At 40.5% G+C, this 17,194-nt stretch carries 16 protein-coding genes and 1 other RNA gene; 11 read left to right on the plus strand and 6 right to left on the minus strand.

What is annotated here, in order from left to right:
- Window position 1 precedes the first annotated feature (1 nt).
- Window positions 2-874, minus strand: a complete 873-nt coding sequence (gene rfbA, locus ACWITO_RS09805; RefSeq protein ID WP_448529814.1) for a glucose-1-phosphate thymidylyltransferase RfbA — start codon at window positions 872-874, stop codon at window positions 2-4.
- A 57-nt stretch (window positions 875-931) separates the two neighbouring features.
- On the minus strand, window positions 932-2,218 hold the full coding sequence (locus ACWITO_RS09810; RefSeq protein ID WP_448529815.1) for a NupC/NupG family nucleoside CNT transporter: 1,287 nt from the start codon (window positions 2,216-2,218) through the stop codon (window positions 932-934).
- 122 nt (window positions 2,219-2,340) lie between these two features.
- Here ACWITO_RS09810 and ssrA point away from each other — a divergent pair.
- Both ssrA and ACWITO_RS09820 read left to right on the plus strand, forming a co-directional pair.
- Window positions 2,341-2,709: a transfer-messenger RNA gene (gene ssrA, locus ACWITO_RS09815) on the plus strand.
- Window positions 2,710-2,810: 101 nt separating this feature from the next.
- On the plus strand, window positions 2,811-4,181 hold the full coding sequence (locus tag ACWITO_RS09820; RefSeq protein WP_448529816.1) for a C1 family peptidase: 1,371 nt from the start codon (window positions 2,811-2,813) through the stop codon (window positions 4,179-4,181).
- On the opposite strand, the gene ACWITO_RS09825 is transcribed toward ACWITO_RS09820, so the two are convergent.
- Window positions 4,162-5,301, minus strand: coding sequence for a 5-(carboxyamino)imidazole ribonucleotide synthase (locus tag ACWITO_RS09825; RefSeq protein ID WP_448529817.1), 1,140 nt, complete (start codon window positions 5,299-5,301; stop codon window positions 4,162-4,164). The genes ACWITO_RS09820 and ACWITO_RS09825 overlap by 20 nt on opposite strands.
- A gap of 122 nt (window positions 5,302-5,423) precedes the next feature.
- Between ACWITO_RS09825 and ACWITO_RS09830 the strand changes: the two genes are divergently transcribed.
- The 4 genes from ACWITO_RS09830 to ACWITO_RS09845 all read left to right on the plus strand — a co-directional run bounded on the left by ACWITO_RS09830 (window position 5,424) and on the right by ACWITO_RS09845 (window position 7,648).
- A complete protein-coding gene (locus ACWITO_RS09830) occupies window positions 5,424-5,819 on the plus strand; it encodes a hypothetical protein (protein ID WP_448529818.1) in 396 nt (131 codons plus the stop codon).
- A gap of 191 nt (window positions 5,820-6,010) precedes the next feature.
- Entirely contained in the window at window positions 6,011-6,418 is a 408-nt protein-coding gene (locus ACWITO_RS09835; RefSeq protein ID WP_448529819.1) for a 6-pyruvoyl trahydropterin synthase family protein, read from the plus strand.
- Window positions 6,381-7,088 carry a GTP cyclohydrolase I FolE gene (gene folE / locus ACWITO_RS09840; protein ID WP_448529820.1) on the plus strand — a complete coding sequence of 236 codons (708 nt, stop codon included), beginning with the start codon at window positions 6,381-6,383 and terminating at the stop codon, window positions 7,086-7,088. The genes ACWITO_RS09835 and folE overlap by 38 nt, the downstream gene beginning before the upstream one ends.
- 131 nt (window positions 7,089-7,219) lie before the next feature.
- Window positions 7,220-7,648, plus strand: coding sequence for a 6-pyruvoyl trahydropterin synthase family protein (locus tag ACWITO_RS09845; protein ID WP_448529821.1), 429 nt, complete (start codon window positions 7,220-7,222; stop codon window positions 7,646-7,648).
- Here the strand turns inward: ACWITO_RS09845 and ACWITO_RS09850 are convergent.
- Window positions 7,633-8,493 carry an N-acetylglucosamine kinase gene (locus tag ACWITO_RS09850; protein ID WP_448529822.1) on the minus strand — a complete coding sequence of 287 codons (861 nt, stop codon included), beginning with the start codon at window positions 8,491-8,493 and terminating at the stop codon, window positions 7,633-7,635. The genes ACWITO_RS09845 and ACWITO_RS09850 overlap by 16 nt on opposite strands.
- A gap of 114 nt (window positions 8,494-8,607) precedes the next feature.
- On the opposite strand from ACWITO_RS09850, the gene phhA reads away from it, so the two are divergent.
- The 4 genes from phhA (at window position 8,608) to ACWITO_RS09870 (ending at window position 12,141) form a co-directional block, all read left to right on the plus strand.
- Complete coding sequence (gene phhA / locus ACWITO_RS09855) at window positions 8,608-9,363, plus strand: phenylalanine 4-monooxygenase (RefSeq protein ID WP_243390566.1); 756 nt, start codon at window positions 8,608-8,610, stop codon at window positions 9,361-9,363.
- A 72-nt stretch (window positions 9,364-9,435) separates the two neighbouring features.
- Window positions 9,436-10,674 carry a M16 family metallopeptidase gene (locus ACWITO_RS09860; RefSeq protein WP_448529823.1) on the plus strand — a complete coding sequence of 413 codons (1,239 nt, stop codon included), beginning with the start codon at window positions 9,436-9,438 and terminating at the stop codon, window positions 10,672-10,674.
- A complete protein-coding gene (locus ACWITO_RS09865) occupies window positions 10,671-11,060 on the plus strand; it encodes a hypothetical protein (RefSeq protein WP_448529824.1) in 390 nt (129 codons plus the stop codon). Before ACWITO_RS09860 ends, ACWITO_RS09865 begins: the two co-directional genes overlap by 4 nt.
- Window positions 11,041-12,141, plus strand: a complete 1,101-nt coding sequence (locus tag ACWITO_RS09870; protein WP_448529825.1) for a hypothetical protein — start codon at window positions 11,041-11,043, stop codon at window positions 12,139-12,141. Before ACWITO_RS09865 ends, ACWITO_RS09870 begins: the two co-directional genes overlap by 20 nt.
- Before the next feature lie 69 nt (window positions 12,142-12,210).
- Here the strand turns inward: ACWITO_RS09870 and katG are convergent, their stop codons facing one another.
- Complete coding sequence (gene katG / locus ACWITO_RS09875) at window positions 12,211-14,421, minus strand: catalase/peroxidase HPI (RefSeq protein WP_448529826.1); 2,211 nt, start codon at window positions 14,419-14,421, stop codon at window positions 12,211-12,213.
- 101 nt (window positions 14,422-14,522) lie between these two features.
- On the minus strand, window positions 14,523-15,623 hold the full coding sequence (locus tag ACWITO_RS09880; protein ID WP_448529827.1) for a CaiB/BaiF CoA transferase family protein: 1,101 nt from the start codon (window positions 15,621-15,623) through the stop codon (window positions 14,523-14,525).
- A gap of 98 nt (window positions 15,624-15,721) precedes the next feature.
- On the opposite strand from ACWITO_RS09880, the gene ACWITO_RS09885 reads away from it, so the two are divergent.
- Window positions 15,722-17,191: a nicotinate phosphoribosyltransferase gene (locus ACWITO_RS09885; RefSeq protein ID WP_448529828.1), complete on the plus strand. Its 1,470-nt coding sequence runs from the start codon at window positions 15,722-15,724 to the stop codon at window positions 17,189-17,191.
- Window positions 17,192-17,194: the final 3 nt, after the last annotated feature.

The following is a 17,194-nucleotide window of genomic DNA, read 5'->3' on the forward strand; positions in this document are numbered from 1 at the left end:
GCTACACCAATTTCTGTTGCAAAATATTTAGCAAATACTGCCCATAACCACTTTTGGTAAGTGGTTCAGCAACTTTACGCAACTGATTTTCATCAATAAAACCCATTCGGTAAGCAATTTCTTCAATACAACCGATTTTCAAACCCTGACGTTCTTCTATTACCTGTACAAATTGCCCTGCTTGCATCAAAGACGTAAATGTACCTGTATCCAGCCAAGCTGTACCACGATTGAGAATTTCTACTTTGAGCTTCCCTCTACGCAAATACTCCTTATTGACATCAGTAATTTCGTACTCTCCTCTTGCAGAAGGTTGAAGGTTTTTGGCAATCTCAATCACAGAATTATCGTAAAAATATAGCCCGGGTACAGCAAAATTAGACTTAGGTTGTTTAGGTTTTTCTTCAATAGAAATAACCTTTTTATTTTCATCAAACTCCACTACGCCATATCTTTCGGGGTCTTGTACGTGATAGGCAAATACGATACCTCCTTCGGGATTGTTGCAATTTTGCAGGGTTTTGGAAAGTCCGGCTCCATAGAAAATATTATCGCCTAAAATAAGAGCCACTTTTTCGTTTCCGATAAATTTTTCACCTATTACAAAAGCCTGAGCCAAGCCATTGGGTACTTCCTGAACGGCATAAGAAAAACTGCAACCTATTTGTGAGCCATCGCCCAGAAGTCGCTGAAAAAGAGGCAAGTCGTGAGGTGTAGAAATAATCAGTATCTCACGAATATTTGCCATCATCAGCACCGAAAGCGGGTAATAAACCATTGGCTTATCATACACGGGCATAAGTTGCTTACTGATTGCCAGCGTAAGTGGGTGCAAACGCGTCCCCGAACCCCCTGCTAAAATAATACCTTTCATAGATATAGATTAGGAAAAAAATTTTGAAAACTTATTCTGATTAAGCTACTTTTGAACCTACCCAATCAATGCTCCTGCAATGGTAGCACTCATAAACGTTGCCAAACTGCCCCCCAACAAAGCCCGCAATCCCAATCGGGAAAGGTCTGACTGACGATTGGGTGCCATTCCTCCAATACCCCCAATTTGTATGGCAATAGATGAAAAATTTGCAAAGCCACACAGAGCAAAAGTAGCAATTACGATAGATTTTGCATCTAAAAGCCCCTCCAATTGCTTGAACTTGACGAGCTGATTGTAAGCAATGTACTCGTTGATAGCTGTTTTTTGCCCAATAAGGCTACCTACTACCAAAGACTTATCCCAATCTGTCCCCATTAGCCAAGCCACGGGTTGCCCTATCAATCCAAAAAGATACTGCAAGGATAGTTTTTCAAAAACGCCATTGGTACTCGCTTTTATCCAAAGATTTAGTTCAGTAATCTCTCCAATCCAGCCTAAAAGTCCATTGAGCAGAGCCACAATCGCAATAAAAGCAATGAGCATACCACCCACATTCAAAGCAAGTTTCAAGCCATCAGCCGCCCCCGTGGCTATGGCATCAATGATATTGACACCTAAACTTTCTTTGGAAACTTGCAAGCGAGTGTCAATTTCTTCGGTTTCGGGATAAAGAATTTTGGACATCACAAGGGCGGCGGGGGCATTCATTATAGAAGCCGTAAGAAAATAAGAGGCGATTTGAGCCTCCGTTTCAGGATTTCCACCTCCCAACATACTAATATACGAAGCCATAACGCTACCTGCTAGTGTAGCCATTCCGCCTGTCATTAAGCAGTTGAGTTCGGATTTGGTCATATTAGCAACGAAGGGCTTGACAAGCAGAGGAGCCTCTGTTTGCCCTAAAAAAATATTCCCCGCCGCCGAAAGGCTTTCTGCTCCTGATAAACGCATTGTTTTGGACATAAGCCAAGCAATGGCATACACTATTTTTTGTAAAATTCCCAAGTAATATAGCCCTGCCGTAACTGCCGAAAAAAATACAATAATAGGAAGCACCTGAAAAGCAAAAACAAAGCCTATCGGCTCGGTAAGAAACCCTAATTTACCAAATAAAAATTGCGTACCCTCGCGAGTGTAGCTAATAAAAATAGTAAAACCAACGCCGATTTTTTTGAAAATATCAGCAAACCAAGATACTTTTAGTACCAGTACCCCAATGATAAGCTGTAAAATAATGCCTTTCAGCACCAATTTTTTATCTATTGCTTTGCGATTTTTGGAAAGAAGCCAGGCTACTCCCACAAAAACCGCTATTCCTAAAATAGCTCGCAAATACTCCATTGTGCAGATTTTTGTTTGCTCAAAGGTAAGCAAGAAAATGCAAATGCAAAAATTTTGAAAAAATTTTAAGCTCAATGAACTTTTTTCTTTGTAAAATAGTTATGCTTTTGGAAATCCTATTTGGGGATGACCGGTCTTGACAGGCTGAGTTGCTGGGTTGTGTAAGCACGTCGAGAAATGGAAGTGTTCTCGTCAAAACTTCTTCCGAACAATAACTGGCGAATCTAACTTCGCTCTTGCTGCTTAATCTGGATAGATAAGTAGCTTGCACCTCTGCCGCAATCTGCTCTGCTTTGTGGCGTATAGGGGTGTCGAAACCGCAGAGCTGGTGTGTGTAAGCTACGATACACACACGAGAACCCAGGTAGCTAAGAAGTAGGCATAGGTGGGTGTTGTACCTACCTGCTTCCGAAAAACAAACAACACTAAGCGTGTAGAAGACAGCCGAGAACCTTCTCTGGACGAGGGTTCGAATCCCTCCATCTCCACCCAAAAGCCTTAATACTGCAAGTATTAGGGCTTTTTTATTTTTTTACTACCTAAATTACACTTTGGAGAATTTTTTCTATCTTGAAGGCACAAAATCAAAAAAATGAGAATACTTCGTGCCGCTATTTATACACTCACTTTTTTTCCCTTTTTGCTTTTTGCCCAAAATCGTATGGGTTGCAAAATAGATACCGCCTTGTACTACCGAGCCGTACTACCTGCTTACAATATTTTGCGAGGAGATGAAAACTTGCCTAAAAGTATCAGTCTGAAAAATTTTTGTCCCACGCCCCGCAACCAAGGCGAATATGGTACTTGTGTCGCTTGGACAAGTGCCTACTATGCCCGAAGCATTATGCTGGCTCAAAGCTATGCTTGGAGCAGAAAAGAAATAGAAAGCAAAGCGGGTTCGCCATTTTTTGTATATGAACATATCAAATCTTACAGCGACAAAAACTGCCAAGAAGGTACAGGGCTTATTATCGCTTTGGAAGGGCTCAAACAATATGGAACACTACCTTTTGAAGAATTTTCTCAGAAATGTGGTCAGAAAATACTTGCAGAGCATTACCCCAAAGCCGAATTTTACAAAATAGGCGAATACAGAAGACTTTTTTTGGCAAACAGCAAGGATAAAATTTTACCTATCAAAAAAGCCCTTTCACAAAAAAAACCTGTGGTTATTGGTTTGTATTGCTATTTCAAAAGTTTTATTCAGACCAAAGATAGCCTTTGGAAACCTACCGAATCTGAACTTAACGCTTTGGATTTGAATGAAAACGGACACGCCCTGTGTCTTGTTGGCTATAATGATGAAATTCAAGCCTTTGAGGCTGTGAATAGCTGGGGAGAAAAGTGGGCAAACAAAGGCTTTATTTGGATACCCTATAAAGTTCTTGAAAAAGTATGCTTTGAGGCTTACGAAATGTACGAAAACAACGACCTGAAAACACAAATTGCAGGCGAAATCAAGTTACAACTTGCCATAGGGCAAGAAATTCCTGTTCGCCTGAAAGAGGGTTTCTATGAAAGCAGTAAAATGTTTCAGGCGGGTACTCTGCTCAAACTTTCAGTGGCAAACCAAGAGCCAGTTTTTTTATACGCTTTCAGCGTAGATAATCGGGGCAATCTGACGCGTATTTTCCCGACCGATTTTGTGAGTTCGCCACTGCTTTTTCCTTTTGGACAATTGAGCCTTCCTGATGAGAAACACTATTTGCAACTCTCCTCACAATCAGCTACGGATTATATTTGTGTGCTTTATAGCAAAGAAAAACTCCATTGGCAGTCTTTTACCGAGCAGTTTGCAGTATTGGAGGGTAATTTGCTGGAACGCCTGCAAAAAATTTTAGCGGGCAAACTCATTCCTTTACAAGAAATTCATTTCCAAGAAATTGAAAAAATAAAATTTGGAGCAAAAACACTCAAAGGCACTATCTTGCCAATTATTATTGCTATTCCGAAGAAAATTTAGAGCCTTTTACCTTCCATTTTTGTTTGAGAAAAGCGATTTTTTGTTCTATTTCTTCAAAGCTCTCTCCCAAAATAGTGAAATGTCCCATTTTTCTGCCTGCTTTTGTGAAAGTTTTGTTGTAGAGGTGTAAGTACACTTTTGGCACTGCCAAAATGTCTGATAGTCCTTCATAAATAGCCTCTCCTTCGTAGCCCTTTTCTCCTAAAATGTTGAGCATACCTGCTTTGGTATGTAGCAGTGGGTTTCCCAAAGGTAACCCTGTAATGGCTCTGAGATGTTGGTCGTATTGAGAGCAAAAAGCCGCTTCAATGGTATGATGACCGCTATTATGGGGGCGTGGAGCAAGTTCGTTGATAAGCAAATTATCATTTTCGTCCAAGAACATTTCTACTGCCAAAATGCCCGTCATCTGTAATTTTTCAATTACCTTTTGGGCTAAATCTTGGGCTTCTTGAGCTTTTTGTTGGCTGATACGAGCAGGTGCGAGCAGGTAATCTACCAAGTTGAGCTTTTTATCAAAAACCATTTCAACAGGCTCATATACAGCAATACCGCTATGATTGCGAGCTACAATTACAGAAATTTCCTTTTGTACAGAAACTTTCTTTTCCAGCAAACTCTTTTGCGTAAAAGCCTTATGCAGGTCTGCTTTGCTTTCAAGGGCTTGTACGCCTCTGCCATCGTAGCCTCCTTTGGCGAGTTTCTGAAAAGCAGGTAAAAAATCTGCGTACTTATGTAAATCTTGATGATTTTCTACAACAATAAAATCGGCTGTGGGTAAATGATTTTCTTTGAAAAATTGCTTTTGCAAGCATTTATCAGCTATTAGTTCCAGAACACGAGGTTCGGGAAAAACCTTTTTGCCCTCATTTTCCAGTGCTTTCAGAGCCTCAATACTTACGTTTTCAATTTCTACACTCAAAATATCCATTTTTTTTCCGAAGTTATACACTTCTTGGAAGTTGCGTATATCGCCTTGCTGAAAGAAAGGTGTAACCTTGGCACAAGGAGCAGTAGCATCATTTTCTAAAATATGTACCTGAAAGGGGTAGGAAAAGGCATTTTGTAAAAACATTTGCCCCAGCTGTCCGCCACCCAATATTCCAATACGTACATTCATAGGGATTTTTTTGAGGGCAAAAGTATAAAAATTATGTACGAAAGAACTATTTTTGAAAAAAATCTGAAAAAAATTTGGTGGTTTTTGCAAAAAAAATTACATTACGGAAAAAATCTAACGTTATGGACATTGCCAAAACTCTCCAAAAAATCGCAGATGAACTCGGTGGTAGCTTTACCGAGTATTCGGATAACAACCTTATCGTAACCGTTCCTACCAGCGATGGCAGGTTTCAGGGCATTACGACTTACATTCTTGAACACGATGGCAAAAAGGTACTTGAAATTGCTTCAAGAGTTTGCGAAGAAAACCACGAAGGCATTGACTACAAAAAACTCTTGAAAATGAACCAAGACCTTACTTACTCTAAAATTGTGATTTTTGACGGCTACATTCAGCTTGCCGCAGAGGTTTTGGTAGAACACACCAACGATGTAATTCTCAAAGACATCGTAGAAGAAGTGGGGCATACCGCCGATAAAATTGAATTTGAACTTACAGGTAAAGATATACATTAAAAAAATGCTTTTTCCACCTGTAAAAGCCTTTCACAAGACTCGTGAAGGGCTTTTTGTTTAATTTTTTATGTAAAAAATTAAACAAAAAACATTTTACCAAGTTTATTAGCTACAAAAAGCAAATTTTTAGCACGCTTTTTGAAAGATTTTGGTCAGAAATTTGTTATTCTTTTGCTGAATTTTTAGAAACAATGAAAATCAAAGTTTGTCGGAAAGAGCATTTCAACGCCGCACATCGCTTGCACAACCCCGCTTGGGACGAGGCTACCAACCAAAAAATTTTTGGAAAATGCAATAATCAGTATTTTCACGGACACAATTACGAACTTATCGTGGAGGTGATTGGCGAAATCAATCCTGAAACAGGCTACGTAATGGATATGAAAGAACTTTCCGATATTATCCGAAATCACGTAACCGAACGCTTTGACCATAAAAACTTAAACCTTGAAATAGATGAATTTCGTAACCTTAACCCAACCGCAGAAAATATTGCTGTGGTTATTTGGAATATTTTAAGAAAACAAATCAGTCCCCAACACGAACTCAAAATTAAGCTGTATGAAACCGAACGAAACTTCGTTGAATACCCTGCCTAATACTTGGCAAATGATTGAAGAAATAGGTGAGAACCATTTTTCAAGCAATTTGGATACCCCCCTGCGTGATGATGCTTTTGAAATAGACGATGAACTGAAAATTGAACTCATTGAAAAGCATTTCCGAGAAATTATGCATATCTTGGGTTTAGACCTCACAGACGATAGCCTCAAAGGTACGCCCCATAGAGTTGCCAAAATGTATGTGAAAGAAATTTTCAGCGGTCTTAATCCTGCCAATAAGCCCAAAATTTCACTTTTTGAAAACAAATACGAGTACAACCAAATGCTCGTGGAAAAGGATATTATTGTATATTCGTATTGTGAGCATCATTTTGTACCTATTGTAGGAAAGGCTCACGTGGCGTATATTTCCAAAGGGCAGGTGATAGGTCTTTCAAAACTCAATCGGATTGTGCAGTATTATGCTCGCCGCCCCCAAGTGCAAGAGCGTATGACTATGCAGATTGGCAGAGAGTTGCAGGAGGTTTTACAAACCGAAGACGTAGCTGTAGTGGTTGATGCCAAACATTTATGCGTATCTTCGCGTGGGGTGCAAGATGTTTGCAGTGCTACAATTACGGCATTCTACGAAGGGAAGTTCAAAGAAGAAGCGACTAAAAACGAATTTCTGAAATACCTTTCACTTTCTACCGAATACGGTATCTAATCTGAACCCCTGAAAAATCAGGGGTTTTTCTTTTGCTAAATTTTTTTGTACCTTTGCACGGCTATTGCGTTTCAGTTTGCAAGCACTAACCTGTACGCAATAGCTTTGTTTCACCCAAAAACTTGCAAAAAATGGTATTTGTTTGCAGAAAAGAGCATTTCAACGCCGCTCATAGGCTTTTTAATCCTGCGTGGAGCAAGGAAAAAAATCAAGAAGTTTTTGGCATTTGTGCCAATGAATACTATCACGGACACAACTTTGAGCTAATCGTGATTGTAAAAGGTATTCCCGACCAAGATACAGGTTGTGTGATTGACCTAAAAAAACTTTCTAAACTTATTCGTAGCGAGGTTATTGAAAAATTAGACCACAAAAACATCAACTTGGAGGTAGATTTTATGCAAGGCAAAATTCCCAGTTGCGAAAACTTAGTGATGGCTATTTGGGAAATTCTTGCACCTAAAATTTCAGACATTGCCTACGACAAAAATGCTCGCCTGCATTGTGTTCGTTTGTTTGAAACCAAAAACAACTTTGTAGAGTATTACGGCGAATGGTAGCCATTGGCAGTGTGGTAGTTTATCAGACCTTCCAAAGGACTTTTGAGAATTTTACCCAGTTTCCACCCTCGCTTTTGCAGACATTCTTGCAATAAATGCTCAAATACAACCGCAATAGAGCCTACAAAGTGAATAGGCAATCGCTCTACTAAGGGTAATTTGCCAACATATTTGCCAAGAAAATCCTCAAAACCTTTGTAGAGCAAGTTTTCTATAAAAGGGTGTTTGGCATTTTGCAGAGCAAATGGAGCAAAAGAGGCAAAATAGCGATTAGGAAAGGGCTTTTGGTAGGCATTTTCTAAAACATCTGCAATATCTATCAGATAGGTTTCTTTCAAGGCTTGATACAAATCTGTGGGCATTTCTTGGTGCAAAAAGGCTTTGAGCAGTTTTTTGCCAATGTAGCCACCACTGCCTTCGTCACCGAGCCAAAAACCCAAATTGATAGGCTGAGCAGTTATCTTGGAGCCATCAAATACGCAAGCATTAGAGCCTGTACCCAAAATACAAGCTATTCCTTGGCTGTTTGCACACAAAGCTCTTGCCGCCGCCAGTAAGTCGTGCTCTACCGAGATTTGAGCATTCGGAAAAACTTTGTGTAAAGCTGAAGCTACTACTTGCTTTTTTTCATCAGTAGAGCAACCTGCTCCATAAAAAAATATTTGTGCAACTTCCCGCTCGCCTACGTGTGGGGCAACATTTGCCCAAATTTCTTCTGTGATTTGCTCGGCAGTCCAGAAATAAGGATTGATACCTATGCTTTGAAATTGCTCTTGCAGTTGCTTGCTGTTTAGCACTGCCCAATCGGTTTTAGAAGAGCCGCTATCGGCAATAAGATAAATCATTGTGCGTTATGATAAAAATCAGTAGGTTTTTTACGTGAAAAATTTGCATTTTTCCGTGAAAATAGTATATTTGTAGTTCCGAAACAACGTTCATCATTAAAATTTTGTACAAGTATGCTTCCCAAAATGCGTCAGGAATACGAAAAATACACCGAAGAAGATTTTGAGGTGTGGAAAATCCTTTTTGAAAGGCAAATGAAAAACTTGCCGGGCAAAGCTACCCAAGAATATTTAGACGGCATAGAGCGTGTAGGCTTTGTAGCAGACCGTATCCCCAACTTTGATGAAGTAAATGAACGGCTCAAAAAGTACACAGGCTGGCGAATTTATGTAGTACCTGGGCTTCTGCCCAATAAAGAATTTTTCGAACTGATGAAGGACGGCAATTTTTGTGCTACCACTTGGTTACGCAAAAAAAGCCAATTAGATTACCTTCAAGAGCCTGATATGTTTCACGACGTATTTGGGCACGTGCCACTGCTTACCAACCAAGACTTATGCAATTTTTTGGTAGATTTGAGCAAAATCGCCTTGCAATACATTGAAAGTGAAATTGCCATTGAACTCATTGCTCGCTTGTATTGGTACACCGTAGAGTTTGGTCTTATCAATGAGCCGCAAGGTTTGCGAATTTACGGAGCAGGGATTCTTTCATCAAGCGGCGAATCGGATTATTCCTTATTTAGCGATATACCGCAACGTGTTCCATTTAATGTTGCCGAAATTTTAGACACTCCCTACATCAAAGACCGCTATCAGTCCAAATACTTCGTGATAGATTCTTTTGAGCAATTGTATTCATCGGTGCCTGAGATAGCTCGTTTGGTAGGGAAAGCTGTTGCCGAAAACTGGGAAGTAGTGATTTCCTAAACATTAGCCTTGCAGGCAAAGTTTTGCACCTTCGGATTTTCCGTTGTATATTTGCAGAAAGAATGCAAATCAATGGAGAATTGTCAGGTCTTTGAGTTTGCGAATGGTATTCGCTTCGTTCATAAACAAGTGCCTTATATCCGAGCCAGTTACGTAGGCTTTGTTTTAGATGTCGGTAGCCGTAATGAAACAGCCAAACAAGCAGGTTTGGCTCATTTTTGGGAGCATTTGGCTTTCAAAGGCACACGCAGACGCTCTGCAAGGCAAATTATCAATGCACTGGAAAATGTAGGCGGCGAACTCAATGCCTATACCACCAAAGAAAAAATCTGCTTCTACGCCGCCTGCCTTGATAAACACTACGAAAAAGCAATCAATTTGCTTACCGATATTACCTTCAATTCTATTTTTCCCGAAAGACAAATAGAAGTAGAGCGTGGTGTTATTTTAGAGGAAATCGCTATGTACAAAGATTCGCCTGATGAATCTTTACAAGATGATTTTGATTCAATCCTTTTTGGCTCTCACCCTTTGGGGCATAATATCTTGGGCGAACCTGAAACGGTTGCTCATTTTCATAAGCAAGATTTTGAGGAATTTTTCCGTAGCAATGCCGATACTTCCAAAATTGTACTCGCTTCTATCAGCAACTTGCCTTTTGCCAAAGCTCTTGCTATTGCCGAAAAATACCTAAAAAATATCCCTACGCTGAAAGCTACGCACAAAAGGGTGCATTTCAGACATTACAAAGCCTCACAGAAAACTATCTATAAACCCATTTCGCAAGCACATCACGCTATCGGTTGTACGGCGTACTCGCTCAACGATAAAAAAAGAGTGCCTTTTTTTATGCTCAACAACATTTTGGGCGGTCCTTCTATGAACACTCGGCTCAATATGGCTCTGCGTGAAAAAAATGGTTTGGTTTATGGTATAGAAGCCTCTTATATTCCTTACACCGATACTGGTGAATGGGGTATTTATTTTGCCACCGACCTGAAAAATCTTGCCAAAGCCCAAACTCTTATTTACAAAGAAATCCGAAAGCTCAAAGAACAGAAACTAAGCCACTTGCAACTGCATACTGCCAAACAGCAACTTATGGGGCAAATAGCTCTCGCCGAAGAGAACTATATGAATCTGATGCTGGTGCTGGGGAAAAGCCTTTTGGATACAAGCGAAATTGAAAGTTTGCAAGAAATTTTCAAAAAAATTGAAGCCATTTCTGCCGAAGATATTTGGGAAGTTGCTAACGAAATTTTTGATGAAAGCCAGTTTTCTACGCTTACCTATTTGCCCGAAGGTGAATGAAAAAAGTCGTTTTCATAACTTTGCTCTTGGTTTGGTTGCCTTTTGCCTTGCTTACCGATTTTTTTCCTTTTTTACGCTTTGGAATGTTTGCCGAGCCTGTAAATTTGGCAAAACAAGAACTCTTTGAACTTTATACCCTTGAAAGCGGCAAACTTCGCAAATTCAATACCTATCTGTGGGGGATTGATGAAGGCGTTTTTCATTATCTTGTCCGCAAATATTATTACCAAAACCGAATGAATGAGTTTTGGGAAAAAATCTGTATCACTCGCCGAAAACTTTATCCCGATGGTTTACCGCAAGTTTGGGAACTTTATCAAATTTCCTTCGCGAACGGAACAAAAGAAAAAAAACGCATAGCTACGTATGCCGAATGTAAGCCCTAAATGGAAATTGCTTGTAGCTGTATTTCTGATAGAAGTTTTGGCTGTAGCTATTTTTTATGGCTATTTCCGTAAGGAAATTATTGCACTTTATCAGGGTCAAGAAAGCATTTGGACGGGTGTGGTAGAAATCTTGTATCCTCGTTTTTTTACCGAAAAGCATCGTTTTTCCGTAGATTTTTTTCTGCAAAGAGGAGAGCAGGTTTTATGGCGTGTAGTAGCTATCAGTTGGATAGCCGTTGGAATACACTTTTTTTGGCAAAAAAAAGAGGTTTTTGAAAAATTTTGGCAAGCCAATACTACATATCATAGAGTAAAATTTTTGCAAATTTTCTTGCTTGCTGGTTGGCTCTACGAAAGTTTGACTTGGTATAAAAGTTTGCTTCGGCTTTCGCAAGCAAGTGCTTTTTACGAGCCACATTTATTGTTCAAGTATTTACCTTTCCCTTCGCAAGCATTTCTCTTTTGGAGTTTTGCGGTGCTGTATACTTTTTGGCTTTTAAGTTTTTTGCCTAAATATGGTAGTATTTTTTGGTTTTTAGCCAGCGTTCAGGTAATTGTTTTTCAGGCTTTTTTGTATGGTTTTGGAAAATTAGACCATACTTACGCTACTTGGACATACACCAGCCTTCTGCTTGGTTTTCTTTTGTATGAAGCCGAAAAAACTAAAAAAGTGAATTTGGTAAATGCTTGGGCTCTAAAACTTATGCAAGTGGTAGTAGCTTCGGTGTATTTGCAGGTAGGCTTAGAAAAATTGTTTATTTCAGGTTTGCAGTGGTTTGCTCCCGAAACAATGCAAACGCATTTGCTTTCACACCCCACTGCTTTGGGAGTATGGATAGCTCAATATCCAATTTTATGTACTTCTTTGAGTGTGCTTGCTTTGATATGGCAACTCTCTTTTGTGCTGATTTTATTTTTTCCACCCCTAAAAATACCTATTCTACTTGGTGGTGTGCTTTTTCATACTTTTACTTTTATCTTGATGAATGTTGGTGGTTTCCCTTCGTATTGGTTTTTGGTGTATGTAATTTGGTTTTTAGAATTAAAAAAACTTCCCGAAAGTCAAATTCGGGAAGTTTAATAGAGAACCTATCCAATACTTATGAACGCAGAGGTAAATCTGTTCAAAGTACTCAGAAAGAATCAGAAATTACTTGTGCAAATCAAATCTATCAAGGTTCATTACTTTGTTCCAAACTTTTACGAAATCTCTGACAAATTTTTCTTTGTTGTCGTTGCAAGCATACACTTCTGCCAAAGCACGCAATTCTGAATTTGAGCCAAAAACCAAATCTACCCGAGTGGCTTTCCACTTGGTTTCGCCTGTTTTGCGGTCTTTACCTACAAAAGTGTATTTGTGCTCATCAGTAGCTTTCCATTCGGTACTCATATCCAATAGGTTCACAAAGAAATCATTGGTGAGTGTTTCAGGATTTTTGGTAAAGACACCATACTCAGAGCCATCGTAGTTGGCTTTTAGCACACGCAAACCGCCAAGAAGCACGGTCATTTCGGGGGCAGTAAGGGTGAGTAATTGGGCTTTATCTACGAGCAGATGTTCGGCGGGAACGGCAGATTTGCCTTTGAGATAATTTCTAAAACCATCGGCGTAAGGTTCAAGCACAGCAAAAGACTCTACGTCTGTCTGCTCTTGGCTGGCATCCATACGTCCGGGTGTGAAAGGTACTTCAATATTATAGCCAGCTTTTTGAGCGGCTTTTTCCACAGCGGCACAGCCTCCAAGCACAATTAGGTCGGCAAGAGAGATTTTTTTACCATCTTTTTGGCTTTCATTAAATTCTTTTTGGATTTTCTCTAAAACTTCCAAAACCTTACCCAATTGTTGGGGATTATTCACTTGCCAATATTTTTGAGGGGCAAGACGAATACGAGCACCATTAGCTCCGCCGCGTTTATCTGAATCGCGATAGGTTGAGGCAGATGCCCAAGCGGTGCTTACAAGTTCTGCAATAGAAAGTCCACTGGCAAGAATTTTGGCTTTTAAGCTGGCAATATCGCTACTATCTACGAGCTTATGATTGCAGGCAGGGATAGGGTCTTGCCAAATGAGTTCTTCGGCAGGGACTTCTTTGCCGATATAACGAGTTTTGGGACCCATATCGCGATGTGTGAGCTTGTACCAAGCACGAGCAAAAGCATCAGCAAATTCATCAGGGTTTTCGTAGAAGCGTCTTGAAATTTTTTCGTAGATAGGGTCAAAACGCAAAGAAAGGTCGGTAGTAAGCATTGTGGGCTTGTGGAATTTGCCGGGGATATGAGCATCGGGAATAGTAGCTTCTGCATTTTTGGCTACCCATTGCCAAGCACCTGCGGGGCTTTTGGTTAGTTCCCATTCGTATTCAAAAAGATGTTTGAAGTAGTCGTGGCTCCATTGGGCAGGGGTTCTTGTCCAAGTAACTTCCAAGCCACTGGTAATGGTATCAGCTCCTTTGCCTGAACCAAATTTGCTTATCCAGCCAAAACCTTGTGCTTCCACTTCCTCGCCTTCGGGATTGGGTCCTAAGAGAGCCGCATCGCCTGCTCCGTGAGCTTTGCCGAAGGTGTGTCCGCCTGCAATGAGAGCCACGGTTTCTTCATCATTCATTGCCATTCTGCCAAAAGTTTCTCTAATATCCTTAGCGGCGGCAATGGGGTCGGGGTTGGCGTTAGGACCTTCGGGGTTCACATAAATTAAACCCATTTGCACAGCGGCAAGAGGATTATCCAGTTCTCTATTGCCAAAATAACGGGTATTATCAGCAAGCCACTCGGTTTCAGCTCCCCAATAGATGCTTTCATCGGGTTCCCAAACGTCTTCACGTCCTCCTGAAAATCCAAAAGTTTTGAAGCCCATTGATTCCAGAGCTACGTTTCCTGCCAGTATCATCAAATCTGCCCAAGAGATTTTGTTGCCATATTTTTGCTTGATAGGCCAAAGCAAACGGCGAGCTTTGTCCAGGTTTGCGTTATCAGGCCAGCTATTGAGCGGTGCGAAGCGTTGCAAACCTTTGCCAGCCCCTCCTCTGCCGTCGCCGATACGATAAGTACCCGCGGCGTGCCAAGCCATACGAATAAAGAAAGGTCCGTAGTGTCCGAAGTCGGCAGGCCACCAATCTTGCGAGTCGGTCATTAGGGCGTGTAAATCTTTTTTCAGGGCGTCATAATCCAGAGAAAGAAAAGCTTTGCGATAGTCAAAATCTTTATCCATCGGATTAGTTAGCTCTGAATGTTGTTTTAGCATATCCAATCGCAAACGATTGGGCCACCAGTCTTGGTTTTTTGTACCACCAAAAGTTGTCCCATTTTTCAAAGATAAGCCTGTGAAGGGACATTTTCCGTTGCCATTTGATAGATGTTCCATAAAATTCGTTGTTTTTTTGCCAAAGTTGCGTAAAAAAAATTATTAAGCAAAACGATAATTTCTATAAATTCCATAGAAAAAATCTATTTGTATCACAAAGCTCATAGATGAACCTCAGGGAGCTTTTGCAATTCTTTTCCTCTGCTTCCGTTGATTTTTCCTATCCATTGCCTTATACCCTTATAGCCATTGGTTTCAAAAAGCAATTCTTGTGAAAAAGGCAAAGCAAAGGTTTCAGGTAAGGTATTTACCCCTCCTGCGGGAATTTTAGCCTTATACAAAACCTCTAATAGTTTTTCTTTTTGCCACAGAGCAATCTTTTCTTGCAATATAGGAAGCAGTTTTTCGGCATTTTTTACACGTTGGGCATTGGTGGCGAAATGTTCATTTTTAGCAATTTCAGAAATACCCAAAATTTCGCAAAGCTGGGCAAATTGCTTATCGGTACCTACGGCAAGTGTGATGAGTTTTTGGTCTTGGGTAGTGAAAATAGTACCATACGGCACAATATTGGGGTGCTGACTGCCCATTCGTTGGGGGATATGCCCTGCATTGAGCCAATTACTTGCCTGATTGACCAGTGCTGAAACTGCCGAGTCAAATAGGCTCACTTCTATATAGCTTCCTTTGCCTGTACGCTCTCGGTGCAATAGTGCCATCAAGATTCCTTCTTTGAGCTGATGTCCCGCAAGTACATCAATCAGGGCTACGGGCATTTTAGTAGGCGGGCTATCGGGTTCGCCGTTCATATACATAAAACCTGCTTCCGCCTGAATTATGGCATCATAGCCTACTTTATCGTAAGCATTGCCGTAACCTGTGATATGTCCGTAAATAATGCTATGATTGATTTTTTGCAAATCTGCATACGAAACCCCTAATTTTTCGGCATCGCCGGGCTTATAGCTGGCTATCACAATATCGGCACTTTTTACTAAATCGTACAATTTTTGGAGTTCTGTGGGGTTTTGTAAGTTCCAAAATACGCTGGTTTTGCCCCAATTTACAGAGGCAAAATATGCCGAAATGCCGTTTTGTACTTTCTCTTCCTTGATTTGCCAAGAGCGTGTAACATCTCCTTGGGTAGCAGGATTTTCAATTTTAATGACATCTGCTCCCAATTCTGCAAGAAACTGCCCTACGCTGGGTCCTGCAAGTACCGAAGCCAGTTCAATCACTTTACAATTTTCCAGTAAAAGCATTTTTTTGATTTTTATGGGATAAAAATAAAGTTTTAGCTTCAAAACTTTGGATTTTTCTTGTAAAAATCCTTTATTACTTGCTCAAAACTTCCAAAATTATGCAAATTACTAAGCACCTGTATAGTTCTTCGCTTTCATTACTTACCGATTTGTACCAACTCACAATGGCGTATGGTTATTGGAAATCGGGTAGAGGCGAGCAAGAAGCAGTTTTTAATTTATTTTTTCGCCGTAATCCTTTCAAAGGGGGCTATGCGATAGCTTGTGGGTTAGAGTACATCTTGGATTATTTGCAAAATTTTCGTTTAGATAGTTCTGATATTGCTTACTTGGCTTCGCTCAAAGGCAATGATGGCAAAGCCCTTTTTGAAGCCGACTTTCTGGATTACCTATCCAATCTCAAATTTTCTTGCACCGTAGATGCTATTCCCGAAGGGACGGTAGTTTTTCCTCACGAGCCGCTTTTACGTGTGCGAGGTCCTATTATTCAGTGCCAACTCATAGAAACCCCCTTGCTCAATATTATCAATTTTCAGACGCTTATTGCGACCAAGGCATCAAGAGTGGTGTGGGCAAGCAAAGGCGAAAACGTACTAGAATTTGGCTTAAGAAGGGCTCAGGGCATAGATGGCGGACTTGCCGCCAGTCGTGCCGCCTACATTGGCGGTTGTGATGCCACTTCTAATGTATTAGCGGGAAAGCTATTCGGTATTCCTGTGCGTGGCACACACGCTCATAGCTGGGTGATGTCTTTTGAAAGCGAATTGGAGGCTTTTGAAACTTATGCAGAAATAATGCCTAACAACTGCGTTTTCTTGGTAGATACTTACGACACCATAGAAGGTGTAAAAAATGCAGTAAAAGTAGGGCAGAAACTTCGTGAAAAGGGCTACAAACTCGCAGGCATACGATTAGACTCAGGTGATTTGGCGTATTTGAGCATTCAGGCTCGCAAAATACTTGATGAAGCAGGCTTTACAGATGCCGCCATTGTGGCAAGTAATGATTTGGACGAGGAAATCATTGAAAGTCTAAAAAACCAAGAGGCTCAAATTTCGGTTTGGGGCGTAGGTACCAAACTCGTTACCGCCTACGACCAACCTGCTTTGGGAGGCGTGTATAAAATTTCGGCTATTCGCCGCAAAGATGGCTCTTGGGACTATAAAATGAAGCTATCAGAACAATCCATCAAAATCTCAAATCCGGGTATTCAGCAAGTAAAACGCTTTGAAAAAAATGGCGAATTTGTGGGTGATATGATTTTTGATGAGGAAAACTTTACTGAAAGTACCTCTTATACAATGATTGACCCCGCTGATAGCACTCGTTTCAAAACATTCAGCAATGAAAACAGCGAAAACCTGCTTGTACGCGTATTTGAGAATGGCAAAGCCACATTTCAAACTCCCGATATTCAGGAAATAAGAAATAGGGTAAAAGTGCAACTATCAAAATTTCACGCAGGTATTAAGCGTTTTGTCAATCCACACAGCTACCCTGTGGGTTTGGAGGAGAATCTTTGGTCGCTCAAACACGAGCTTGTGAAAAAGTTGCGTAAAAGAACCTAACTT

The organism is Raineya sp., assembly GCF_053497555.1.

Coding starts and splice junctions, on each gene's coding strand:
- ACWITO_RS09830 (WP_448529818.1), top strand. CDS start 5,424: ATGGACATTGCCAAAACTCTCCAAAAAATCGCAGATGAACTCGGTGGT.
- ACWITO_RS09865 (WP_448529824.1), top strand. CDS start 10,671: ATGAAAAAAGTCGTTTTCATAACTTTGCTCTTGGTTTGGTTGCCTTTT.
- ACWITO_RS09885 (WP_448529828.1), top strand. CDS start 15,722: ATGCAAATTACTAAGCACCTGTATAGTTCTTCGCTTTCATTACTTACC.
- ACWITO_RS09835 (WP_448529819.1), top strand. CDS start 6,011: ATGAAAATCAAAGTTTGTCGGAAAGAGCATTTCAACGCCGCACATCGC.
- ACWITO_RS09845 (WP_448529821.1), top strand. CDS start 7,220: ATGGTATTTGTTTGCAGAAAAGAGCATTTCAACGCCGCTCATAGGCTT.
- ACWITO_RS09880 (WP_448529827.1), bottom strand. CDS start 15,623: ATGCTTTTACTGGAAAATTGTAAAGTGATTGAACTGGCTTCGGTACTT.
- ACWITO_RS09825 (WP_448529817.1), bottom strand. CDS start 5,301: ATGAATGTACGTATTGGAATATTGGGTGGCGGACAGCTGGGGCAAATG.
- ACWITO_RS09820 (WP_448529816.1), top strand. CDS start 2,811: ATGAGAATACTTCGTGCCGCTATTTATACACTCACTTTTTTTCCCTTT.
- rfbA (WP_448529814.1), bottom strand. CDS start 874: ATGAAAGGTATTATTTTAGCAGGGGGTTCGGGGACGCGTTTGCACCCA.
- katG (WP_448529826.1), bottom strand. CDS start 14,421: ATGGAACATCTATCAAATGGCAACGGAAAATGTCCCTTCACAGGCTTA.
- ACWITO_RS09810 (WP_448529815.1), bottom strand. CDS start 2,218: ATGGAGTATTTGCGAGCTATTTTAGGAATAGCGGTTTTTGTGGGAGTA.
- ACWITO_RS09860 (WP_448529823.1), top strand. CDS start 9,436: ATGGAGAATTGTCAGGTCTTTGAGTTTGCGAATGGTATTCGCTTCGTT.
- phhA (WP_243390566.1), top strand. CDS start 8,608: ATGCTTCCCAAAATGCGTCAGGAATACGAAAAATACACCGAAGAAGAT.
- ACWITO_RS09870 (WP_448529825.1), top strand. CDS start 11,041: ATGCCGAATGTAAGCCCTAAATGGAAATTGCTTGTAGCTGTATTTCTG.
- folE (WP_448529820.1), top strand. CDS start 6,381: ATGAAACCGAACGAAACTTCGTTGAATACCCTGCCTAATACTTGGCAA.
- ACWITO_RS09850 (WP_448529822.1), bottom strand. CDS start 8,493: ATGATTTATCTTATTGCCGATAGCGGCTCTTCTAAAACCGATTGGGCA.